Below are 24,069 nucleotides of genomic sequence, written 5' to 3' on the forward strand. Positions count from 1 at the left end.
GGCTAAGGCGTTGTTATGGTATAATTTTATTGATTGAATAACGAAAATTTATAACGAAACACTTTGAATCGATTCGGACGAATAGCTTTAAAAACCATACTTTGGGTTATAGGTAGTGTTATAGCCCTTCTTTTATTACTGATTTTTCTAATTCGTTTACCTAGCGTGCAAAACTATGTAGTGGGAAAAGTAACTACATATCTTGAGAACAAGCTCGGCACACCAGTGGACATTGGATATGTGAACATCACCTTTCCAAAAAAATTGGAACTGAATGACGTCTATTTTGAGGATCAATCCAAAGATACATTAATCGCGGGTGAGAAACTTATCGTAGACATCAATATGTTAAAGCTGATAAATAACACCGTACAGATCGATGAGTTTACCCTTGAAGGAATTACCGCAAAAATAAACCGAACTTTACCAGACAGCGCCTTTAATTTTGATTATATCGTCCAAGCGTTTGCCACGAAGGACGAAAGTACACCTTCTACAGATTCAAGCGCTGCATTGATCTTTGACATCGATGATGTTATTTTCAACCGCATCCATTTTGTATATAACGATGAAGTTATTGGTACCAGCGCCGATTTGAAGATTGACCATTTTGACACCAAGCTGGAGAGATTTGATCTGACAGACAACATGGCCTTTGCTATGCCAAAAATTAACCTTGATGGCCTTCAGGTAATCATTAAGCAGTGGCAAGTAGCCGCTCAAGGCGAAGGTCCTTCGGTGGCGGACCTCGGTCTCCGAGATTCTACCCTAGAGACTTCTTCATTGATGCCTGGTATTGCTATCGACGAATTGAACTTGGCTAATATATTTGTTCAATATGCAAATGAGCCCGCTGCAATAAGCACCACTTTTAAAATTGATGCGCTGAATGCCGATGTAAAAGAAATCGATTTAAATAAAGAGGTCGTTCGTTTTGGGCAGGTTACGCTAGATGGATCAGATTCCGATATCTTACTCGGGAAACTAGCGAGCAAACCGACATCCACAGATCCGCAAGAAGAAAGCTCCCCGATAAACTGGAAAGTTTCAGCAGACCGCCTAGCCGTCAATAAAACAAAAGTAGCATTCAAAGATGATAATCAAGCGCGAATGAAAGGCTTTGATTATTTTAATATAGGCATCACTGACTTCACTGGTGATCTAAATGATCTTTACTATTCATCCGATTCGATTTCCGGCTCCCTAAAAACGTTAACGATGAATGATCATTCTGGATTCTTGATAAAAGAGCTACGAGGAGATTTTGTTTACGGCGACCGCGGGCTTGAACTTCAAAACCTATTGGCCCAAACCCCAAAAACAACAATCAGGGATCATATTAAGGTAACCTACCCCTCCTTAGATGCTTTCAATGACAATCCCAATAGCGTCAACATTGAAGCGAGGATCAATAAATCCACCTTGGATATGTCCGACATTCTTTATTTTGTTCCAGATTTAGATACCATGGAAGTCATGAAGCCGTTGCTTTCACGATCTTTTTTCATTGATGGGCGTGTGGCGGGCACTATGGATAACCTCAATATTCCGAAAATAGAATTTAAAACGCTCAATAAGACACATATTTTAGCTAGTGCAATAATTAAAGGGTTACCTGATACGGAGAAATTAAACATTGACTTGAACCTCAAAAAGTTTACGACCGGCCGTAGCGATCTCGATCACCTTATCGCCAAATCCATGCTGCCCGACAGCATACAGTTGCCAAACGCGATAAGCCTTTCTGGAACCTTCAAGGGAGGGCTTGCCGGCTTTGACGCTAATATGAGCCTAATAACCGAACAAGGAAATGCAACATTTAACGGGAAATTGGCTATGGCGCAGGACACGACGTACGATGCATATGTATCGATAAATGATTTTAACATAGGTAGTTTATTAAGCCAAGATTCGCTACTTGGGTACGTCTCGGCTAATGCAAAAGTGCAAGGGCGTGGTCTGAATCCCGAAACCATGGTTGCTAATATCGAGGGAGAGCTTAACCAGCTACAAGCGATGGGTTACGACTACCACGATATAAAACTAGCGGTTTCAGCAAATCAGGGCGACATTGAAGGTAACCTCAACAGCCCGGATCCTAACGTACAACTGAACATGGATTTCCACGCCGACATGCGCGAAAAATATCCGAAACTTTATGCGACATTAAACGTGGACACACTCAATCTTAAGAATCTTAACATCATTGAGGATAACTTCCGTTACCAAGGTAAAATTGTAGCAGAGCTCGAGACCGCTGACCTTGATTTTCTGAACGGTTCCCTGCTTATTTCAAACTCTTCGATTGCTTACAATAACGACCGCTTCTCCTTAGATAGCGTTGCTATATTCGCAACCGCAGACAGCACTAGAAACTCGCTCATTCTGGAATCGGGATTCTTAAGCGCGCATATGGTCGGTAAATATAGGCTAACCGAACTTAGCTCATCGGTACAAGACATTATACATATGTATTACAATCCCGAGGGGACACCACCGCCCGAGGAAATAAACTACCAGGCACAGAACTTTGAGTTTAGTGCCACCCTACGCAATTCGCCTTTTATTCGTGAATTTCTCCCCGAACTCGAAGAGCTACAGAACGTAACACTAGATGGCACATTTGACTCCGAGAGTAAAAGCTTCATGGCAAAGCTCATCGCTCCGAAGATTCTCTACGACGGAATGCGCATTGAAAATATTGGTGTCGATATTACCACCGCAGATAGCACGCTGTATTACTCGGCGCTCATCGAGAAAATAAACGTAAGTAACCTCGAGCTCAGTAATACTGTTCTCAGCGGTAGCGCGAAAGAAAACAATCTCGATTTTGGTCTCTGGATAAAAGATGAAGACGACAAAGAACAATACCATCTTGGTGCGAATATGTCGGTGGACGAGAACGACTATATGCTGAAACTGAATGAGGATGGGTTAATGCTTAACTACGAAAATTGGCAGATCCCATCGGATAACGCGCTGAGTTTTGGTACAAATGGTATTAGCGCACAAAATTTCCGATTGTCGAAAGATGGTCAAGAACTATTATTGCAGTCGGCCGACTCGACATTGAACGCACCTTTGGACCTCACATTCACGAATTTCCGTATAGAGACGCTAACAGAAATTTTAAAATCCGAAATGCTTAACGTTGGTGGAGGTATTAATGGAACAGCAACTATATCGCGTATGGAAAGTAGCCCTGTTTTTGTTTCGGATGTAAATATCGAAAAATTCTATTTTGGTACCGATACCGTTGGAAATGTCCTTATCAAAGTAGACAATGTACGCGAAAACACGTTTGCCGCCGACGTGAAGATCGTGGAAAATGGCAACGATGTTCATCTATTGGGTGACTTTAATAGCCCTCCAAATGGGCCGGCGACCTTAAATGCTACGTTATCATTGAACCCCATGAAAATGACAACCATCCAAGCATTCAGTTTGGGGTACTTGGAGAAATCCGCTGGGGACTTAAAGGGTAATTTAACGATTACGGGAACGCTCGATCAGCCCCGTATAAACGGAGACTTAACGTTTGAGGATGCTAAAATAAATGTTGCAATGCTAAATGCCGACATGATGCTTAACAAGCAAGTGATTCATTTTAATAATCAAGGCATCCAGTTCCGCAAGTTCGAGATTAAAGATCTCAAAGGGAATACGGCAAAGCTCAACGGCAGTGTTCGCACGCAATCCTATACAGATTTCGACTTTAATCTAACGCTAAGTACAGACGATTTTGCGGCTGTAAATTCAACCCGCGAAGACAACGATTTATTTTTCGGGCAATTGTACATCACCTCCAACATACGGATAACTGGAAATCTCGACCATCCACGCATCGATGGAAGCATAAAAGCCAACGACAAAACAGACTTCGTACTTATTGTGCCTAATGATGATCCCGGGATTGCACAAAGGGATGGCGTTGTACAGTTTGTTGACCGTAGCGACACCGCCCGAACGAATGCATTTGCACGTCTTGACTCTTTAACAACAGCAACACAACTATCCGGCTACGACATCGCATTGAACCTGACAACAGATCGCGACGCCAAATTCAAAGTTATACTTGACGAAGGCACACAAGATGCATTGAATATTCAAGGGATTGCAGAGTTAAACGCGACGATCGATGCCAGCGACAAAATTACGATGTCAGGTACTTACACCGTAGAACGTGGCGACTACACCTTTTCGTTAGGCCCGATTTCGAAAAAATTTACGTTCCAAAAAGGAAGCACAATCACCTGGAATGGGGATCCCCTTGATGCCCGTTTGGGTATCACAGCTATTTACTCCAATCGATTCTCTACATTAGAGCTCGTTCAGTCACAAATTGGATCGGAAAGTCAAAACCTGTATAAACAGCGCGTACCTTTTGATGTGAAGCTTATACTAACAGGAGAGCTTTTCAAACCAATGATTAATTTTGATATTGATTTAGATGAGAACAACGCTATTGTCTCGCAAGATGTTGTAAGCAAAGTAAATATTGCACTTGCGAACATCCGAGGCGATCAAGCAGAGCTAAATAAACAGGTATTTTCTTTATTGACTTTAGGTCGATTTATGTCGTCCAACCCGTTTGAAAGTCTTGCCGGTGGTGGAGCCGAAGGATTTGCTCGTAGTACGGTAAGTTCCTTCCTGACGAACCAACTCAATAGCATGGCCTCGAACTTGATTCAAGGCGTAGAACTGGATTTCAACTTACAATCCGAAGAAGATTATTTGACCGGTAGCGCCGAAACGCGGACCGACCTTAATGTCGGCATTTCAAAAATGCTATTCGATGACCGCTTAAAAGTAACGATCGGATCAAACTTTGAAGTGGAGGGAAACAGCCGTCCAGGTGAAAATGCGGCAAATATAGCAAGTGATATCTCCTTGGAATATCAACTTTCCAAGGATGGCAGGTACTTCGCCCGCGTTTATAGAAAGAATCAATACCAAGCGACTCTACAAGGGCAGTTCGTAGAAACGGGAATTGGTTTTATTATCAACATGAGCTATGATAAATTCAAGGAGCTGTTCATGAATTCCAAAGCACTCGAACAATATTACGATGTCGATAGTCGTGGATTCCAAAGAAGATTTGATATAGATCGTATGAACGTCGATTCCACTTACCGCGATAGTGTTCGGATTGTGATACGCGATAGTTTGCTACAGAACAGCCCATCGTTCCGAAAACGTTGGGAGCAGCGTCAAAGGGAACGCGAAGAGTTGAAAAAAAATAACGATAGCAGCAGCCGAGGACAAGTGGATTCCACACAAGCAATCGTACCGAAAGAAGAGGAAATTCCGGACAACGAGGACGAGACGGAAAAAGAAAATGGGAATAAGGACTCCAAAGACAAAAGTATTGAACCAAAAAAGATAGAATCGGAAGATGAAAGGAGTAAGGATGAATTATAAGCGAAATAATAGCACGTTTCTTATAGGCTTTGTTCTTTTATTCGCGGTAGCATGTAACCCTACGAAACACCTTACCGAGGACCAAAAACTTTACATGGGAGGAAATGTATCGATTGAAAAAGACTCCATCAGTAAAGAAAATAAAGAACGTTTTGAAGAACACCTAGCATCGTTGTTAACCCCCAAACGAAATAAAAGGTTCCTAGGAATGCCTATTAAATTGGGTTTATACAATATGGGGGGCGGCCCTGACAGTAGCACAGGATGGTTCGACAACTGGTTGAAAAAGCAAGGAGAAAAACCAGTCATTTTGAGCGAGGTTAATCGTGAGTACAATGAAAACATCCTCCGAAATCGAATGGAAAACCTAGGTTTCTTCAATGCATACGTTATCTCTGACACCATCATTGATGGTAAACGTGCAGAAGTAAACTATCAAGCGTTCCCAGGTAGTATATATCGAATTGCGAATTTAAAATTCGAAGTAGACTCGAATAAACAACTTGGTAAAGATATTCTTAGATTCAAAGACAATTCCTTACTTAAAAAAGGAAGCAACTATAATCTCGACGTAATTCTTGATGAACGTGACCGAATCGATAATGATTTAAAAAACAATGGCTATTATTACTTTTCGCCAGACAACCTGTTGGTGGAGGTTGATAGCACGGTAGGAACCAATAAAGTGGACATGTATGTGACAGTAAAACCCGAAACACCCGAACAAGCACGTGAGCCACAGCGCATTGGCGACATATTCATTTACCCCAACTACACCCAAACAGAGCAGGGATTCCGTCGGACAAACCCTGCACGCATGAAACGTTTTCAAGATTATTTTATCATCGATAAAAACAATACATACCGCAAGAAAGTACTGGCGAACCATATTTTCTTTGAACGAGGAGAAATATACAACCGGCATGATCACAACATGACCATTAGCCACTTAGTCAACTTAGACGCATTTAAGTTTGTTAAAAACAACTTTGTTGACCGCAAAGACTCGAGCAACACGATGGACGTTTATTATTATTTAACACCAATGCAACGCAAATCGATCCGTTTTGAGGTCCTCGCAAAAACCGCATCGGTGTATAACGGTACCGAAGCAAACGTCAACTGGACGCTTCGAAATGCATTTAAAGGTTTCGAAACGTTAACGGCGACCGTATTTGGAGGCTATGAAACACAAACAGGTGGAAATGTGAATTTAAATTCAGCGTACATCCGCTACGGTGCAGAAGTGGGCGTGGTTTGGCCGCGGTTACTCTCGCCTTATAAATGGGCGCCATCTCGGCGATTTATTCCGAAAACCTACGCGAAAATAGGCTATGAATTTCTGAACCGACGTCAGGCCTATACACTAAACTCCCTAACATTGAACTACGGCTATAACTGGAAGGAGAACGATCAAAAACAACACGACTTAGCTGTAGCAGAAATCATATACGTGCAACCGCGGAATATTTCCGACGAATATCGTGCGCAGATGGATACCGTACCGACCTTGCGCCATATTGTTGACCCACAATTTTCATTTGGGCCCAATTATAACTATACCTTCACCAATGCCGCAGAACAAGATCGCAAAAACACCTTTTTTGTGAAGGCCGGACTGAACACCTCAGGAAATGTACTCGGGCTTATCCAAGGAGCGAACTATGCGGAAGGCAGTAGAAAGAAGCTTTTTGGAACAGAATATGCACAGTTTGTAAAGGCTGAACTGGACATTCGCCACTACCTGAAACTGTCCTCAAATTCAAGTCTCGCTTCTCGGATTATGTTCGGAGCTAGTCACTCATATGGGAATTCTATTTCACTCCCCTATCTAAAACAGTTCTATTCAGGAGGTCCTAATGGGCTTCGTTCGTTTAGAGCGCGCGCGGTTGGTCCAGGATCCGCTATTCCGGAAAACCTTGGCCGGGATAACTTCTTTGCTGATCAAACCGGCGATTTTAAATTGGAAATCAACACGGAGTATCGGTCCCAAATTACAGGTATGTTTCACTGGGCAGCGTTCATTGACGCGGGTAATATTTGGCTTCAACGAAGCGATCCCAACAAACCAGGTGGCTCGCTGTCCAAAGACTTCTATAAAGAACTCGCGGTCGGTGCTGGTTTAGGTCTACGCGTGGACTTAGATTTCCTTATTGTCCGCGTTGATATGGCGACTCCACTGCGGGTACCTTACCGCCCAGAAGGAGATCGATGGGTCTTCAAATATATTGATATTAGGGATTCTAAATGGCGAGGAGACAACCTCGTGTTTAACCTTGCTATTGGTTATCCATTCTAGATGATCTATCCCCTTCGGGAAAGGAAACTATTTTTGGGGAATTCGGGTAAACCCCTAGTTATTAAGGCTATTTTTTAGTAAATTTAGGCATACTTCAGTTCTTAACAACAAAAACCAATAAAACATGAAAATCACAGTCATAGGCGCTGGCGCCGTAGGTGCAACTACCGCCGATAATTTGGTGAGACGTAACATCGCAGAGGAAATTATTTTATTAGACATCAAAGAGGGTGTTGCCGAAGGGAAAGCACAAGACATGATGCAAACCGCAGCGCTATTAGGTTTTGATTCCAAAGTAAAGGGTGTAACTAATGACTACATTTCTACGGCTGGTTCCTCCGTTGCTGTTATTACCTCTGGTATACCGCGCAAGCCCGGTATGACGCGTGAAGAACTTATAGGAACTAATGCTGGAATTGTAAAATCTGTTGTTGAAAATCTCATTCAACATTCTCCCGATATAATCATTCTTATTGTTTCAAACCCGATGGACACCATGACCTATTTAGCTCTAAAAGCTAGTGGTCTGCCTAAGAATAGAATAATCGGTATGGGTGGCGCATTAGATTCCGCTCGCTTCAAGTATCAGATATCTCAAAAATTTAATGCATCCGCAAACGATCTCAATGCGATCGTAATCGGCGGCCATGGCGACACTACGATGATTCCATTGATCGAGCATGCCACGTGGAACAGTATTCCCGTGCGCGACTTTTTAACTGCAGAAGAAAAGGCGGAAATCGTCAATAAAACGATGGTTGGAGGTGCAACACTTACCGCATTAATCGGTACTTCTGCTTGGTACGCCCCAGGGGCAGCGACCGCAGCTATGGTCGAAAGCATCGTATGCAACCAAAATCGATTATTCACTGCGTCTGTCTTGCTGGAAGGTGAATTCGGCGAACAGGATATTACTATGGGTGTGCCGGTTATCATCAACAGCAAAGGGTGGGACCGTATTGTACCACTTGAACTATCCCAAGAGGAACAGGATTTGTTCAAAAAAAGCACTGAGGCTGTGCGCAAAATGAACGCCGTACTTACCGACAGCAATTTATTTTAGATAACCTTTTGCATGGGTTAAATTCTTATATTTAGCCCATGCAAATTATTCCATTTGAAATTGTCGAATTACAGGGGGACGGTTTCCACGTCTTAATCGACGTAGAACTTTTTGACAAACCGTCGAAAATGGTATTAGACACAGGAGCTTCGAAAACTGTATTTGATAAGCAAACTCTTCTCAATTTCGGAATTCCCGAGTCAACATTTCAAAATACTGACATCCTTTCAGCCGGTCTGGGGACAAATAAGATGCAGAGCTTCGTCCTCGAAATTCCGCACTTCAGAATTGGAAATTGGCAAGTCAAAAATTACGCAACAGCAGTTCTCGATCTAAGCACAATAAATTACGCGTATGAAAAAATGAATATCGCCCCTATTATTGGTGTCTTGGGCGGAGATATCTTACGATTATATAACGCGAAAATAGACTACAGAAAACAGTCCCTCACACTACGAGAACGTCCACTAAAACTTAAATAGCGGACGCTGTATATGCCGCCTAAGATATCCATAGAAAAAGATAGCTATTAAAATACCCGCCACTCCCATAAAATACAAAGTATTCTTGATGCCAAAATATTCGGCTGTCGCACCAACCAATAGTGCACCTATTGGCGCAATCCCTTGAAAGGCCATAACATAATAACCAATCACCCTTGCTCTATAGGCGGTAACAACGTGCGTTTGGATGTACGTATTGATCGATGAATTTTGCATCATCATCGCAAAGGAAACCATTGCCGTAAAAATTAATGCGGGAAAAAGCATGGGTGCAAAAGCGAGCAGCAACAGGCTCAATCCCATTAGAAGGGCTGAAAATAATACCCGATAACGCAAATTTTCTCCACTTTTGAGCCGCGCCATATTAATTGCACCGATCATGGCACCGAAACCAGCCGCGCTCTCGAACCAGGAAAATGTCGATTCATTACCGTTAAAAAGGTCCTTTGCAACTGCGGGTAGCAACGAGGTATAAGGGATTACCAAAAGACTCGAAAATCCCAACACAACGATAATGGACGTAATATGAGGGGATCGTCGCAAGTAGCTAAATCCCTCTTTGAGTGCCGTTATATTATCTTCCTTGGCTAGCTGTGCCTGATCTTCCACAACTTTCATCATCATTAAACAAATGATAACGGGAATAAAACTGATGAAGTTAATTCCGAAACAAACAAACTCTCCATAAGTAGATAGCAAAACACCACCTATTGCCGGTCCTACCATCCGCGCCAAATTAAAAACAGACGAGTTTAACGCAATCGCATTGGGAAGATCCTTTTTATTATCGATCAATGCAATCATGAGAGACTGGCGCCCCAATACATCGAACGCATTTATCACGCCCTGACAAAAACCTAATACCGAAAGTACAAATACCGTTTCCCATTTCATACCGACAACAAGCGTCAATAACCCCGCTTGGATCATCAACCCTATTTGTGTCAGAAATACGAGCTTGTATTTTTTGTGCTTATCGACAAAAGAACCGATAAAAGGCGACAGTATTAATGAGGGCACTAGCGAAACAAATTGTACAAACCCTAACCAAAATACGGACTGTGACATCTCATATACCAGCCAACTAATCGCGACCCGTTGCATCCAAGTCCCGAGAAGAGAAATCGCCTGTCCAATTACATGGAGTCTAAAATTGGGATAGGAAAGCGATCTGAGTATATCCATATAGAAGTCGAAAATGTTTTCTCTAAAACTACCACTTTGATAATAATATAACTATTTTTGTAACCAATATTAGCTTATAAAGTTTGAAAAACTAATTTAAAAACAATAAATCCCCATCAAACATGAAATTTTTTATCGATACCGCGAATTTAGCGCAAATTAAAGAAGCTCACGACTTAGGCGTGCTTGACGGCGTTACAACAAACCCGAGTTTAATGGCTAAAGAAGGAATCACCGGTGAAGCGAATGTAATCAATCATTACAAAGCTATATGCGATATCGTCGATGGCGATGTTAGTGCAGAAGTGATCGCAACTGACTACGAAAACATTATCAAAGAGGGTGAAGCGCTTGCAGCGTTAGATTCAAAGATCGTTGTTAAAGTACCAATGATCAAAGACGGTATTAAAGCGATCCGATACTTCAGTAACAAAGGTATCAAAACCAACTGTACATTAGTATTCTCTTCAGGGCAAGCGCTATTGGCTGCAAAAGCTGGAGCAACGTACGTATCTCCATTCATCGGCAGACTAGACGATATATCAGTAGATGGACTTGGATTGATCGAAGAAATTCGTTTAATATATGATAATTATGATTTCCCGACACAAATCTTAGCCGCGTCTGTTCGACATACAGCGCACCTTTTGGGATGTGCTGAAATAGGTGCAGACGTAATGACTGGACCATTATCCGTTATTTTAGCGCTTTTAAAACACCCATTAACAGATAGTGGACTGGCTCAATTCCTAGCAGATCACGCGAAAGCTGCAGGTAAATAATCGAAATATACATACGCGTACGCCTCTTCCAATCGGCTGGTCGAGGCGTTCTCTTTAAAAACCAATCCGCGCCCAAGATACGTGCCCCCTCCTACAAAGCCGTAACGGTTGATAACCAAGAGAAAATCGCCGCAAACAGAGTATCGGAAAAAATAGTACAATCCAGCTCATCCCGGGCGCTCATAAACCGCGAGTGTCCAGCAGAAAAGATCGGTAAGAAAAACCATAATCGTAGCGCCATGCCCCTCGATACTAAAGACGCCCCCCACCCCTGAAGTACCAAAAACCTCGCAGAACAATCACCCTAAAACTTACGGCTAAATCTGACAAGCGCCACGAAAAACACATAGAAAAACGTGAAAATTGAATCCCCTCGCCGTCGAAAAAGAGCGACTGGACGGCATATAACATCGGGGTAAAATATAAAAAAACTTCCGTAATCCACCTCCGCCAGAAATGCAACTCAAGGCTGCAAGGTCAAAAATAGCATATTTCAATTGCCCAAAAACTTATGTGTAAACCTGTCAAACTCTCCGAAAAACATCGACAAAAACATGAGAATATACATCCCCTTGGCATCGAAAAAGAACGAACGAACGGAAAAACATCGGGGCAATATCCAGAAAATTCCCGTGACTCACCTCTGCCAGAGACGTAACCCAGCACTAAAAAATAACCCTAAAATGCAAGCGGAAAATTCCCAGACATTCCGAAAAAAACACAAACAGCATCCCATGAAACAGAAAGCAAACATCCAAAAACACTACTAATAAAGCGCGCTAACATTGTCGTAAAACCGTACGCACGATAATCAAAAACATATCAGAAAACTAGAAAATCCGCCGGTACACATCGCTACGCTTCGCAATAATTTTTCCCAAAGACCTCGCGTAACAAGCCAAATTCTCACGATTTAGATAGCGAATTTCATCCCAATGAGCGCGAAATCTAGTGCAAAAACAACCACATGGTACGGAAATTCTGACCGCATCCACCCGTAAAACACAATAGAATTGAACGGGAAACACCGCTGAAATAGGCCGATCTACATGTGAAACAAATAAAAAAAACATTCCCACGACCCTCTATTAGTAGCCAAAAAAAGACGAATATACAGTCCCAAACATCCCAAAAAATTCAAAAATATCGGGGATAACCCCATATATTTTCCATATTTGAATGGAATTCAAAAATTATGACCAAAAACCGAAATAACAATAAACAGCTCATAAACAATGTATTACAATTAACTTTCCAAATTAAAATCAAAAATAACAGATTGCGCGATTTGCCCGTACGCATACCGAAGAAAGCGAAATGGATTAATATTTCATCTCTCGGGTAGCCCAATTACACGTACTACACGACCGCCTTCCAGGTAATCAATGTCGTTATCAGCTATATTTTTTGTAATTTTACATCTAACATGACAGAGCAAAAAAAGGAAAAAAGTAGGGATTTCAACCAATTACTTCGAGATAATGGTCTCAAAGTAACCCCGCATAGATTGCGTGTTTTAGACGAACTAACGCATAAAAACGCAGCAGTTTCACAACCAGATCTTGAAAAGACGATCGGTGCTGAGATTGATAGAGTGACCCTTTATCGTATACTTTCGAGCTTCGAAGATCAAGGAATTGTACACAAAATATTTGATTTACAAGGTACCGCTACCTACGCAATTTGCAATTCAGACTGTCGTAAAGATCACCACCAAGATCAACATGTCCACTTCATATGTTCGGTTTGCAACAGCGTATATTGCTTGGACGAAGTTCCATTTCCTTACATTCCACTCCCCAAAAATTTCACCTTACATGCACTCGCATTGAACGCAGTTGGTCTCTGCGAGAACTGCCAAAAAGAAGAGTAACCGACAGAAAATAGTAATTATTTTGAAAACACCTTGTCTCACGCGAAGGTGTTTTTTTTATGTAAAAAACACGCTAAATCTTTACATAAAATAGCATAAATATTTTATCAAAAAAATTTTATCACTTTACATAATAGACACTTAAGCAAACTAAATGATATGAATAGTTAACAATAATAATTTTAGCAAAAATTTAGAAAACGAACTTATTAAAGCAATAGCCACCTCCCATAACGGTAATACACACAATATAAATTTTTGTTTTAGCAATTTATTTTATTAACATCTAATAATCAGTACAATAAATATGCTAAACTAAATTTATAATAAACACACAATAAGAAGCACTATTTTTAAACAAATTCCCCTACTTTTTTTTGTATATTTAGATTATAAATTAACGGTAGCAATAAACAAAGCAGACGGCCACTAAGCGGCAACACCCTATCGTAACGAAACAGTAAAATCAAAGTTTCCAAAACTCCACAACTTGAGACACATGAAACAAAAAAAAGAAAATCAGTACAAGGAAATACTAAGCCAACTCATAGAAGACATATTTGAGCGATCAAACAACCACCCTTTAAACTACAAACAAATAGCAGCAAAACTAAATGTGCGAGACGACAACGCAAAAGAAGCAATAGGAGATATCTTATCCGACGAATCCAAATCCGGCAAATTCACGCAAGTAGACCGCGGAAAATATAAATTGCGCGCGCTCAACGTATACGTCGAAGGTAAGGTCGATATGACCGCTGACGGCTCGGCCTATATCGTCCCGCAAGACGAATTCGAAAACGACATCTACGTTGCTCCAAGAAAACTGAGGCACGCCCTACATAATGACATTGTAAAAGTTCATGTCTACCAACGAAAAAATGGACGCTCGCGAGAAGGGGAAGTGGTCGAAATTATTGAACGCGCAAAAATAAATTTCACCGGCACCATAAAAACCTCGAAAAGTTTCGCATTCTTTTTGGCCGACGATCGTAAAATGTTGCATGACATCTTCATCCCTTCAGAAGACCTCAATGGAGCTCAAGACGGAGAAAAAGTTGTAGTCACAATTACCGACTGGCCGAAAGATGCCAAGAACCCATATGGTAAAGTAAAAAATGTACTTGGTAAAAAAGGCGAGAACGAAACGGAGATGAATGCTATTCTTGCCGACTTTGGATTCCCCCTTAGCTTCCCAAAAGAGGTTGAGCAAGAAGCTAACGCAATCGATGAAAAAATACCAGAGGACGAAATTCAGAAACGTAAAGACTTTCGTCAGACGACCACGTTCACCATCGACCCTTTCGACGCTAAGGATTTTGACGACGCCATCTCGTATCGCGAACTAGAAAATGGAAATATCGAAATCGGCGTTCACATTGCAGACGTATCTTACTACGTTCTCCCCGACACCCAGCTTGACAAAGAAGCATATGACCGAGCGACATCGGTATACCTAGTTGACCGGGTAATACCCATGCTGCCCGAAAGACTATCAAACGGCGTATGCTCACTTCGACCAAACGAAGATAAACTTTGCTTTGCAGCGATCTTCGAAATGGACCATAAAGCGAACGTCGTCGACCAGTGGTTCGGAAGAACGATCATCAACTCGGACCGACGATTCAGCTACGAAGAAGCGCAAGAGATTATCGAAACGAAAACTGGAGACTTCGCTAACGAAATCAACAAACTAAATGAACTCGCTTACATCCTCCGTGAACGTAAATTCAAAAACGGCGCAATAAGCTTCGAGAGCGAAGAAGTGAAATTCCAACTCGATGCAGCAGGTAAACCAATCGGCGTTTACACGAAAATCCGAAAAGACGCGCACAAGCTCATCGAAGATTTCATGCTACTTGCCAACAAAAAAGTAGCGGAGTTTATAGCGAAAAAAGCTAAAGGAAAAAACAAACTAACATTCATCTATCGTTTCCACGACACCCCGAACCCAGAAACCTTAGCAACATTTTCACAATTCGCCTCGCGTTTTGGTCACCGACTTTCGGTAAAGACGGACAAAGAAACCGCCAAATCTTTAAATGCGCTGTTGACAAAAATAGAGGGAAGCCGAGAACAAAACCTACTAACATCTCTCGCGATTCGTTCGATGGCAAAAGCGGTTTACACCACGAAAAACACAAGCCATTACGGACTAGCTTTTGATCATTACACACATTTCACCTCCCCTATCCGTCGTTACCCTGACGTAATGGTACACCGCCTCCTTCAATACTACCTTAATGAAGGAGGAAAGGTCAACAATGAACATTATGAGACCATGGCTGAACACTGTTCCCAAATGGAGAAAAAAGCATCTGAAGCCGAAAGAGCCTCTATCAAGTACAAACAAGCGGAATTCCTCCAAAATCAGATCGGACAAAAATATACTGGGATCATTTCAGGCGTCACCGAATGGGGCATGTATGTAGAGATACAAGAAAACAAATGTGAAGGAATGGTTCGCTTAAGAGATATCACAGATGACTATTATACCTTAGACGAAAAGAACTACACCATCTTCGGCCAGCGCAGTGGTAAGAAATACCAACTAGGGGATGAAGTTGACATTATAGTCAAAAAAGTCGATCTCGAGAAAAGACAAATCGATTTTTCACTCGCTTAAATCATTTTGAATTGCAGGGCCACCAACCCGAAATAGAGCCAAGCACTGGACAACTTAAGATGTGGAAGAGCTTCAAATTCAAAAAATCAAATTGACATTAAAAAAAATAACACACAAGTCTTTATCATTTAATATTTTATACATATCTTTGCGGACTTAAAAATTAGTTATTTTTTACAAAATAAAAAACAAAAACAGGTAAATGCCTACTATTCAACAATTAGTTAGAAAAGGTAGAGTAGCTCTGGTTGACAAGAGTAAGTCACCAGCGTTGGACTCATGTCCACAGCGAAGAGGTGTGTGTACTCGTGTATACACTACTACCCCTAAAAAACCAAACTCAGCAATGCGTAAAGTGGCTCGTGTACGTTTAACAAACGGCAAAGAGGTTAACGCATACATTCCAGGTGAAGGTCACAACCTACAGGAACACTCAATTGTGTTAATCCGTGGTGGTCGTGTTAAAGATTTACCCGGTGTTCGTTACCACATTATTCGTGGTGCATTGGATACTTCTGGTGTTGCAGGTCGTAACCAACGTCGTTCTAAATACGGAACAAAACGTCCTAAACCAGGACAAGCTGCAGCTCCAGCAAAAGGTAAAAAGAAATAATTAAACGGAGGACTAGAAAATGAGAAAATCAAAACCAAAAAAGAGAATCATTTTACCTGACCCAAAGTTTAACGACACTCAGGTAACACGCTTTGTAAACAACATGATGGTAGATGGTAAAAAATCTACAGCATATTCAATTTTTTACGACGCAGTAGAATTAGTAGAGCAAAAAACACAAGAGAGCGGTCTTGATGCATGGAAAAAAGCATTAAACAACGTAATGCCAGCTGTAGAGGTTAAATCTCGCCGTGTAGGTGGTGCCAACTTCCAAGTTCCTATGGAGGTACGCCCAGATCGTAAAATTGCTTTAGGTATGAAGTGGTTAATTTCATTCGCACGCAAACGCGGAGAAAAAAACATGTTCGAGAAATTAGCAGGAGAAATCATTTCAGCTTCTAAAGGTGAGGGTGCTGCTGTTAAAAAGAAAGAAGATACGCATAAGATGGCTGAAGCCAACAAAGCGTTCTCGCATTTCAGATTCTAATCTTGAACTCAAAGAATCAAATATGAATACACCGACCTTAGATAATAGATTTTTCCATTATCATGGTCGGTGTATTTGATTTAAAACATTGCAATATCAATCAGCCAATAGGCAAACTGCAAAATAACATGGCAAAAGATTTAAATTTAGTTAGAAATATTGGTATCGCTGCTCACATCGATGCCGGTAAAACTACAACGACAGAACGTATTTTATTCTATTCTGGAGTAAACCACAAGCTAGGAGAAACGCACGAAGGGTCTGCTACGACGGATTGGATGGCTCAAGAGCAAGAACGTGGTATCACAATTACTTCTGCCGCTGTAACCGTATTCTGGAACTACCGTAACACGAAGTACCAAGTAAACGTTATCGATACGCCTGGTCACGTTGACTTTACCGTAGAGGTAAACCGTTCCCTTCGCGTATTAGACGGATTAGTGTTCTTATTTTCAGCTGTTGACGGTGTTGAACCGCAATCTGAAACAAACTGGCGTTTAGCAGATGGCTACAAAGTCCCTCGTATTGGGTTTGTAAACAAAATGGACCGTTCAGGTGCTGACTTCTTAAAAGTTGTAAAACAAGTAAAAGAAATGTTAGGATCTGACGCTGTTGCCCTTCAATTACCGATCGGTGCTGAAGACGATTTCAAAGGTGTTGTTGATTTAATTAACAACCGCGGTATCATTTGGAATGACGCTGATAAAGGCATGACCTTTACCGAAGTTCCAATTCCAGAGGATATGGCCGACGAAGTTGCTGAATATCGCGAAAAGCTTTTAGAGGCCGTCGCTGGTTATGACGAATCGTTGATGGAGAAATTCTTCGAGGATCCAAATTCATTAACGGAGCGCGAAATCTTAAATGCATTACGTGCAGCTGTTTTAGATAATGCGATCGTACCAATGGTATGTGGATCATCATTTAAAAATAAAGGTGTACAAACCATGCTTGACTTCGTTATGGAGTTACTACCTTCCCCATTAGACGTAGAAGCAGTAGACGGAACCGACCCACGTACAGGTGAACTAATTAAACGTAAGCCATCAGAGTCGGAACCATTCGCAGCATTAGGTTTCAAAATAGCAACCGATCCGTTCGTAGGTCGTTTATGTTTTGTCCGTGCATACTCGGGTGTATTACAAGCAGGTTCATATGTGTTAAATACGCGTTCAGGAAACAAAGAACGTATCTCCCGGATCTTCCAAATGCACGCCAACAAACAAAACCCGATTCCTCAAATCGGAGCAGGTGACATCGGAGCGGTAGTTGGTTTCAAAGATATCAAAACAGGTGATACACTTTGTGATGAAAAATCACCTATCATTCTTGAATCTATGGTTTTCCCTGAGCCTGTTATCGGTTTAGCAATCGAACCTAAAACACAAGCTGACGTTGATAAACTAGGTATTGGTTTAGGTAAACTTGCGGAAGAAGATCCTACATTCGTTGTAAAAACAGACGAAGAAACCGGTCAAACGGTAATTTCAGGTATGGGTGAGCTTCACTTAGACATCTTAATTGACCGTCTAAAACGTGAATTCAAAGTTGAAGTTAATCAAGGTGCTCCTCAGGTGTCGTACAAAGAATCTATCAATGGAACGACAGAACACCGTGAGGTTTACAAGAAACAATCAGGTGGTCGTGGTAAATTCGCAGATATTAAAGTTGTAATCTCTCCAATTGACGAAGATTTCGATACAACAAAATCACCACTACAGTTTGTTAATGAGATCGTCGGTGGTAAAATTCCAAAAGAATATATCCCTTCGGTACAAAAAGGATTTGAAGTATCGCTTAAAAATGGTGTATTAGCCGGATATCCACTTTCTGGAATGAAAGTTCGTTTGATCGATGGTTCATTCCACGCGGTCGATTCAGATTCGCTATCTTTCGAGTTAGCTGCGAAAATGGCATATCGTGAAGCATTACCGAAATGTTCACCAGTGTTGATGGAACCAATCATGAAAATTGAGGTTTTAACACCAGAGGAAAACATGGGTGACGTCATGGGGGATTTAAATCGTCGTCGTGGCCAAATGCAAGGTCTAGACTCTCGTGCGGGTGCGCAAGTTATCAAAGCATTAGTTCCACTTTCAGAAATGTTCGGTTACGTCACGCAATTACGTACTATTACATCAGGCCGTGCAAGTTCTACAATGGAATTTGATCACTTCGCAGAAGCACCACGTAACGTTGCGGAGGAAGTTATCGCCAAATCTAAAGGTAAAGTTAAAGGAATCGAAGAATAATCTTTGATCAAAAATAAACCAGCCTCCTGTTGTGAATAGCTCTAATAGGAGGCTACATAAAAACAAATAAAATGAGCCAAAGAATCAGAATTAAATTGAAATCTTACGATTACAACTTAGTTGACAAATCAGCTGAAAAGATCGTAAAAACGGTAAAACCTACAGGTGCAGTTGTTAGTGGTCCTATTCCATTACCTACTGAGAAAAAGATCTATACGGTATTGCGTTCACCACACGTTAACAAAAAAGCACGCGAGCAATTCCAATTGTGCGCGTACAAGAGATTGTTAGATATTTATTCTTCAAACTCTAAAACTGTTGACGCGTTAATGAAACTTGAATTGCCTTCAGGCGTAGAAGTTGAAATTAAAGTGTGATAGATTTCCTTTTAGAAACCAAGAAAGTCATCTTATTCGTAAGGTGACTTTCTTGTTTTTAACCCTCTTCATATTTTGACAAATCCCATACGCGCGGAATACAATTTATTAATTAATTTCGTCTATGGAAAATATAACAGGGAAATATGCTTTGGTAACTGGCGGAGGTCGTGGCCTAGGTAAAGCAACAGCGCTAGCGCTTGCCGCGGAAGGCGTCAACGTTGCCATAACAGGTCGAAACGTTGAAAACTTAAAAAGGACAGTAGAGGAAATTAAAGAGTTTGGCGTGAAATCCGCTTATAGCGTTTTCGATATAGGAAATTTCCAAGAGGTATCCCCCGCAATTGAAAAATTAAAAACAAGCTTAGGGGAAATTGATATTTTGATCAACAATGCCGGAATAGCTTCCTTTGGATCGGTGGAAGAAATGGATCCTGCAATTTGGACGCAAATCATCCGTACCAACATATTGGGTACTTATTATGTGACCAAAGCAGTCCTCCCCCAATTATTAAAAAAAAATCAAGGTGATATCATCAACGTATCCTCAACAGCCGGAATAAATGGTTCGGCGAGTTCCTCTGCATACAGTGCAAGCAAATTTGCCGTCATCGGATTTTCAGATTCGTTAATGCGAGAAGTACGTAAAAATAATATCCGTGTCTGCACACTTACCCCTAGTACCATTGCCTCTGATATGTCGAAAGATCTTCAGCTAACCGACGGTAATCCCGAAACAGTTTTACAACCCGAAGATTTTGCCGAACTTATTATAGCGAATTTAAAGCTCCCTCGTCGTGCGATGCTAAAATCGGCCTCATTATGGTCAACAAACCCATAATGTTAGCTTAATCCTCCTTGAAATGCGTAAGAGAATCAACTACACGTCCTTATTGCAAAAAAGGTGGCTGATCAATCCGATCAGCCACCTTTCGAAAACATGTCTTGATGCTTACGTCTAAAACTGGTATCCTACACCAAATGATAATACGCGATTCGAGAATTTGTTATCGCTACCATCAGCGGGAGAAAGGTTCGACAAACCTAATCCGTAGCCTGCATTAACGAGGAACCCGTTTGTCAATTTGTAGCCTGCCAAGAAATTTACACCAAAGTCAAATGGTTTCTGATCTTTATCATCTCCGGTAAAATCAAGATCGAATTCTGATTCACTAGAAGATTCCGAGAAACCACCTTTAACCTTTGACTTTCCGCTGATTGAATAGCCAACATACGGCCCAGCACCCAAAAATACCGATCCAGAATATCCCGTAGGGATGTAATACACGGCATTCACTGGAATCTCGATGGCCATTACATTTGTTGTCATCGAACCATCAAAATTATCGCTATCGGCCTTATACTTAGCTCCCTTACCTTGTAACGAAATACCCGGCTGGATGGAGAACTGTGGTGCAACAGGCAAATCCGCGTATCCGGTCACATAAAATGAAGTATTCATTTTTGAATAGTCATCCAAATTCGCCGGGACATTACTATATTTACCTAAATTCACACCAGCTTTCAAACCAAAGCTTGTTTGTGCTTGTGCACCCGCAGCTAGTAAAACTGCCGCACCTAAAGAAAGTAAAATCTTTTTCATATTTATCTATATTTTGTTTTACGTCCTCAGTAGTGCAAGTTTTGAACCAAAATGAAAATAAATTGACCGTAAAGATATTAATGTATTGATTATTAGATGATTAATTTTATAATTCAGCGACCAATAAGAACGAAAATAGCGGCGTAAAATCGGCGGCAGAAATAAAAGAGAATCTTTTTCAACGAAGCTTTGTATATATCAAAAGTAAAGTTTATTTTTGCATTCCCTTAAGGGGAAAAGGGTCGGATGGCCGAGTGGCTAGGCTGAGGTCTGCAAAACCTCCTACAGCGGTTCGAATCCGCTTCCGACCTCGTTTATTGACAATAAAAGATATCATAATGGGAGTTACACGTTTAAAAAGAAAAGATAGAAGAAATAAGACTGTTGCACGTGTTGAAGTACAGTTCTTAAAATTAGGCCGCAACATTGAACTAGGTTCAAAAAGCGAAATGCCGAAGCACAGTCAAATTACGTTGAACAACGAAATTTTGAATAAACTTGCTGCAGAAGCAAAATAAGTTTATACATTATAATACGACATAAAAAAAGAGAACCAATGGTTCTCTTTTTTTATCTATCCTCTTTTTTCAACCGCACGCACAGTGCTTCTACGGCCTTTTTACTAGTTTGAAGAACCGATTCGTCCATTCCCGAAATCATTTCGTTATGGAAGGTCATTTTCGAAGAGACAACTGTTTTCGCCGAGCTATGGATTGATTTTGCTTTCGTATATTCTATAATTGACCTTATATTCGTTTCATTAACGCCGGACCCCGGCATCACTTCAATTCGCTGGGCAGCCTTTTCTACTAATGATTTGATGAGCTCCTTTCCCTGCTCCGCGGTATCCCGTTGTCCGGAGGTAAGAATTCGATCAAACCCTAATGCTATTATATCTTCTAGCGCCCGTATCGGGTCGCTGCATCGATCGAAAGCACGGTGAAAAACGACTGTCATCGGCTTAGCCTGCTCAACCAAGATAGCATTTCGCGTCAGATCAATAGATCCATCGGCATTCAAAACACCAACAACAACACCATCGCAACCCTGCTGTTTACAAAACAAAACATCACTCAATATTTCTTGGAACTCCTCTTCGGTATATAGGAAATCACCTCCACGCGGACGCACCAATACATGCAAACCTATATGCAGCTCTTTACGTGTCAGCATAATTTGGGCGTACGAAGGAGTGGTCCCTCCATTTTCTAAATTCTGACATAGCTCCACTCTGCTTGCTCCCCCCTGTTGCGCCTGAAGAGCTGAGAATAGTGAATTAGCGCAAATTTCCAACTTGATTCCGTCGATACTTTTTTCTTCTATCATCCTATTTCAAATTTGAACATTTTTTTTTTGAATTAATACAATCTAATCTAATTTCGAGACATCTAACTTCATAGAACACATTAAATCAACACTTTATTTTGGTTTTATAAAACTTTTCATCGCATATAAATGTTAAATAATTTCAACACTATAAATGTTAGGATTTACTTTAAATTAATTCGTCATGAATATAGTATCAAAAGAAGTCGAAATTCAAGATAGAATATCAACCGTATACGAAAATCTTATCAGCGAACAAAAGTCAATCTACGTGGCGTTATCACAAAACAAAGGATACAATCAAATGAAAACAGATCTCCACGTTTTAGCGACCTTTTATTCCGATCAGGAATGGGAAACCATAGAAACCGTAGGTCAAGAAAAATTCGTTGAACACGATATTTACTGTTATTTAGTGGATATTATTGAGGATTACAGGGATATCGGCGGGGATTTCCCCGAATACTTAGATATGATTGCTCATCTGGAACAAGTAATGCTAAAGTTTGCCCTACAAGAAAACTATGAAGTCTCGGCCATCATCAAACGATGGCTACAGAAATTTATTGACACGCTTTAGGATCTGCAATGCGTTTTATAATGCGCAATGCTTTGCCATTTTTAAAAATGCATCCGCGCCAGTGGAGCAACATCCTGTTCGACAAAGTCTTTTCGTAAATACTTTTTATAACCGGCGATAGCGATCATCGCCGCATTATCAGTGCAGTATTCAAGCTTTGGAACAAATACGTCCCAGCCATTACGCAGCCCCAATTCTGTTAATTGCCTGCGTAAGCCAGAGTTCGCTGATACTCCTCCAGCAATTGCTATTTGCTTTACCCCCGTCTGCAGGGAGGCACTTGCCAGCTTGTTCAGCAGAATCGTCACTATCCGCTGTTGAACAGAAGCACAAACGTCAGCTAGTCTTTCATTCAGAAAATTAGGGTTTTTCCTTTCTTCAGCCTGAACCATATAAAGGATCGCCGTCTTGAGGCCAGAAAAACTAAAATCAAGACCCGGGATTTGAGGCTCCGGAAGCTTGAATGCAAAGGCATCACCCTGTTTTGCATATTGATCAACAAGCGGACCACCAGGATAAGGCAATTTTAAAATTTTAGCCGTTTTATCGAAAGCTTCCCCCGCCGCATCATCAAGCGTTTTCCCCAAAAGTTCCATCTCGAAAAAATCGTTAACCAAGACAATCTGCGTGTGGCCACCGGATACAGTCAAGCACAGAAAAGGAAATCTCGGTTTAGGCTCCTCAATAAAGTGGGCTAAAATATGTGCCTGCATATGATTAATCTCTATTAAGGGGATTTGACGCGCCAACGCAAAAGATTTTGCAAAGGACGTTCCAACAAGCAATGCACCTAAAAGTCCAGGTCCGCGAGTAAAAGCTACCGCATCAATATCATTTTTGTGTATTTTTGCTTGCTGAATTGCTTGATCGACCGTTGGTATGATATTTTGCAGATGTACGCGTGAGGCGAGCTCCGGAACGACGCCACCATATTTTGCATGAATAGCTTGACTGGCTATAATATTTGATTTAATTTCACCGTCTATACATATAGACGCCGAGGTTTCATCACAAGAAGATTCGATACCTAAGATTACAGCCATTGTGCAAGTTTTTTAATAGATTACAAAAATATCAAA

General features: G+C 41.1%; 18 protein-coding genes and 1 tRNA gene. 15 read left to right on the plus strand and 4 right to left on the minus strand.

Translation table 11 applies throughout. The features are described 5' to 3' along the window. Positions 1-180: 180 nt before the first annotated feature. From FM107_RS09840 to FM107_RS09855, 4 genes are all read left to right on the plus strand, one after another. Positions 181-5,421, plus strand: a complete 5,241-nt coding sequence (locus tag FM107_RS09840) for a translocation/assembly module TamB domain-containing protein (RefSeq protein ID WP_256959456.1) — start codon at positions 181-183, stop codon at positions 5,419-5,421. Then, the gene (locus FM107_RS09845; protein ID WP_086948332.1) at positions 5,396-7,720 is read left to right on the plus strand and encodes a BamA/TamA family outer membrane protein; all 2,325 of its coding nucleotides are present in this window, start codon (positions 5,396-5,398) and stop codon (positions 7,718-7,720) included. The genes FM107_RS09840 and FM107_RS09845 overlap by 26 nt, the downstream gene beginning before the upstream one ends. 124 nt (positions 7,721-7,844) lie before the next feature. Then, the gene (locus FM107_RS09850) at positions 7,845-8,783 is read left to right on the plus strand and encodes a malate dehydrogenase (RefSeq protein ID WP_086948333.1); all 939 of its coding nucleotides are present in this window, start codon (positions 7,845-7,847) and stop codon (positions 8,781-8,783) included. 38 nt (positions 8,784-8,821) lie between these two features. Beyond that, a complete protein-coding gene (locus FM107_RS09855; RefSeq protein WP_086948334.1) occupies positions 8,822-9,265 on the plus strand; it encodes a retropepsin-like aspartic protease in 444 nt (147 codons plus the stop codon). Here FM107_RS09855 and FM107_RS09860 read toward each other — a convergent pair. Then, positions 9,251-10,471 carry an MFS transporter gene (locus FM107_RS09860; RefSeq protein WP_086948335.1) on the minus strand — a complete coding sequence of 407 codons (1,221 nt, stop codon included), beginning with the start codon at positions 10,469-10,471 and terminating at the stop codon, positions 9,251-9,253. The genes FM107_RS09855 and FM107_RS09860 overlap by 15 nt on opposite strands. Before the next feature lie 122 nt (positions 10,472-10,593). On the opposite strand from FM107_RS09860, the gene fsa reads away from it, so the two are divergent. The 8 genes from fsa (at position 10,594) to FM107_RS09900 (ending at position 20,322) form a co-directional block, all read left to right on the plus strand. After that, positions 10,594-11,253, plus strand: coding sequence for a fructose-6-phosphate aldolase (gene fsa / locus FM107_RS09865; protein WP_086948336.1), 660 nt, complete (start codon positions 10,594-10,596; stop codon positions 11,251-11,253). A gap of 1,426 nt (positions 11,254-12,679) precedes the next feature. Beyond that, positions 12,680-13,126 carry a Fur family transcriptional regulator gene (locus FM107_RS09870; RefSeq protein ID WP_086948337.1) on the plus strand — a complete coding sequence of 149 codons (447 nt, stop codon included), beginning with the start codon at positions 12,680-12,682 and terminating at the stop codon, positions 13,124-13,126. Positions 13,127-13,625: 499 nt separating this feature from the next. Next, entirely contained in the window at positions 13,626-15,752 is a 2,127-nt protein-coding gene (gene rnr, locus FM107_RS09875) for a ribonuclease R (RefSeq protein WP_086948338.1), read from the plus strand. Positions 15,753-15,954: 202 nt separating this feature from the next. Continuing rightward, entirely contained in the window at positions 15,955-16,365 is a 411-nt protein-coding gene (gene rpsL / locus FM107_RS09880; protein WP_086948339.1) for a 30S ribosomal protein S12, read from the plus strand. A 19-nt stretch (positions 16,366-16,384) separates the two neighbouring features. After that, positions 16,385-16,852, plus strand: coding sequence for a 30S ribosomal protein S7 (gene rpsG, locus FM107_RS09885; protein WP_086948340.1), 468 nt, complete (start codon positions 16,385-16,387; stop codon positions 16,850-16,852). Between the two features lie 128 nt (positions 16,853-16,980). Continuing rightward, positions 16,981-19,104 (plus strand): elongation factor G, encoded by a 2,124-nt coding sequence (gene fusA, locus FM107_RS09890; RefSeq protein WP_086948396.1) that lies wholly within the window; start codon positions 16,981-16,983, stop codon positions 19,102-19,104. Positions 19,105-19,175: 71 nt separating this feature from the next. Next, a complete protein-coding gene (gene rpsJ / locus FM107_RS09895) occupies positions 19,176-19,481 on the plus strand; it encodes a 30S ribosomal protein S10 (RefSeq protein ID WP_002993539.1) in 306 nt (101 codons plus the stop codon). 124 nt (positions 19,482-19,605) lie between these two features. Beyond that, a complete protein-coding gene (locus FM107_RS09900; protein ID WP_086948341.1) occupies positions 19,606-20,322 on the plus strand; it encodes a 3-ketoacyl-ACP reductase in 717 nt (238 codons plus the stop codon). A 117-nt stretch (positions 20,323-20,439) separates the two neighbouring features. On the opposite strand, the gene FM107_RS09905 is transcribed toward FM107_RS09900, so the two are convergent. Then, the gene (locus FM107_RS09905) at positions 20,440-21,084 is read right to left on the minus strand and encodes a porin family protein (RefSeq protein WP_086948342.1); all 645 of its coding nucleotides are present in this window, start codon (positions 21,082-21,084) and stop codon (positions 20,440-20,442) included. A 240-nt stretch (positions 21,085-21,324) separates the two neighbouring features. Here FM107_RS09905 and FM107_RS09910 point away from each other — a divergent pair. Beyond that, positions 21,325-21,395: transfer RNA gene (locus FM107_RS09910), tRNA-Cys, on the plus strand. 27 nt (positions 21,396-21,422) lie between these two features. Beyond that, positions 21,423-21,602, plus strand: a complete 180-nt coding sequence (locus tag FM107_RS09915) for a spore protein (protein WP_086948343.1) — start codon at positions 21,423-21,425, stop codon at positions 21,600-21,602. 52 nt (positions 21,603-21,654) lie between these two features. On the opposite strand, the gene FM107_RS09920 is transcribed toward FM107_RS09915, so the two are convergent. Beyond that, complete coding sequence (locus tag FM107_RS09920; protein ID WP_086948344.1) at positions 21,655-22,410, minus strand: copper homeostasis protein CutC; 756 nt, start codon at positions 22,408-22,410, stop codon at positions 21,655-21,657. A gap of 184 nt (positions 22,411-22,594) precedes the next feature. On the opposite strand from FM107_RS09920, the gene FM107_RS09925 reads away from it, so the two are divergent. Beyond that, positions 22,595-22,990, plus strand: a complete 396-nt coding sequence (locus FM107_RS09925) for a hypothetical protein (protein WP_086948345.1) — start codon at positions 22,595-22,597, stop codon at positions 22,988-22,990. Positions 22,991-23,031: 41 nt separating this feature from the next. On the opposite strand, the gene tsaD is transcribed toward FM107_RS09925, so the two are convergent. Further along, positions 23,032-24,033: a tRNA (adenosine(37)-N6)-threonylcarbamoyltransferase complex transferase subunit TsaD gene (gene tsaD, locus FM107_RS09930; protein ID WP_086948346.1), complete on the minus strand. Its 1,002-nt coding sequence runs from the start codon at positions 24,031-24,033 to the stop codon at positions 23,032-23,034. Positions 24,034-24,069 lie beyond the last annotated feature (36 nt).

It is taken from the genome of Sphingobacterium sp. JB170 (assembly GCF_900163865.1).
Classification (GTDB): Bacteria; Bacteroidota; Bacteroidia; order Sphingobacteriales; family Sphingobacteriaceae; genus Sphingobacterium.

What these genes read in the sequence shown, in the direction of transcription:
- FM107_RS09900 (WP_086948341.1), top strand. Translation starts at nt 19,606, where the DNA reads ATGGAAAATATAACAGGGAAATATGCTTTGGTAACTGGCGGAGGTCGT.
- rpsJ (WP_002993539.1), top strand. Translation starts at nt 19,176, where the DNA reads ATGAGCCAAAGAATCAGAATTAAATTGAAATCTTACGATTACAACTTA.
- FM107_RS09915 (WP_086948343.1), top strand. Translation starts at nt 21,423, where the DNA reads ATGGGAGTTACACGTTTAAAAAGAAAAGATAGAAGAAATAAGACTGTT.
- FM107_RS09870 (WP_086948337.1), top strand. Translation starts at nt 12,680, where the DNA reads ATGACAGAGCAAAAAAAGGAAAAAAGTAGGGATTTCAACCAATTACTT.
- fsa (WP_086948336.1), top strand. Translation starts at nt 10,594, where the DNA reads ATGAAATTTTTTATCGATACCGCGAATTTAGCGCAAATTAAAGAAGCT.
- FM107_RS09850 (WP_086948333.1), top strand. Translation starts at nt 7,845, where the DNA reads ATGAAAATCACAGTCATAGGCGCTGGCGCCGTAGGTGCAACTACCGCC.
- FM107_RS09905 (WP_086948342.1), bottom strand. Translation starts at nt 21,084, where the DNA reads ATGAAAAAGATTTTACTTTCTTTAGGTGCGGCAGTTTTACTAGCTGCG.
- FM107_RS09920 (WP_086948344.1), bottom strand. Translation starts at nt 22,410, where the DNA reads ATGATAGAAGAAAAAAGTATCGACGGAATCAAGTTGGAAATTTGCGCT.
- FM107_RS09860 (WP_086948335.1), bottom strand. Translation starts at nt 10,471, where the DNA reads ATGGATATACTCAGATCGCTTTCCTATCCCAATTTTAGACTCCATGTA.
- rpsG (WP_086948340.1), top strand. Translation starts at nt 16,385, where the DNA reads ATGAGAAAATCAAAACCAAAAAAGAGAATCATTTTACCTGACCCAAAG.
- FM107_RS09925 (WP_086948345.1), top strand. Translation starts at nt 22,595, where the DNA reads ATGAATATAGTATCAAAAGAAGTCGAAATTCAAGATAGAATATCAACC.
- rpsL (WP_086948339.1), top strand. Translation starts at nt 15,955, where the DNA reads ATGCCTACTATTCAACAATTAGTTAGAAAAGGTAGAGTAGCTCTGGTT.
- FM107_RS09855 (WP_086948334.1), top strand. Translation starts at nt 8,822, where the DNA reads ATGCAAATTATTCCATTTGAAATTGTCGAATTACAGGGGGACGGTTTC.
- rnr (WP_086948338.1), top strand. Translation starts at nt 13,626, where the DNA reads ATGAAACAAAAAAAAGAAAATCAGTACAAGGAAATACTAAGCCAACTC.
- FM107_RS09845 (WP_086948332.1), top strand. Translation starts at nt 5,396, where the DNA reads ATGAAAGGAGTAAGGATGAATTATAAGCGAAATAATAGCACGTTTCTT.
- tsaD (WP_086948346.1), bottom strand. Translation starts at nt 24,033, where the DNA reads ATGGCTGTAATCTTAGGTATCGAATCTTCTTGTGATGAAACCTCGGCG.
- fusA (WP_086948396.1), top strand. Translation starts at nt 16,981, where the DNA reads ATGGCAAAAGATTTAAATTTAGTTAGAAATATTGGTATCGCTGCTCAC.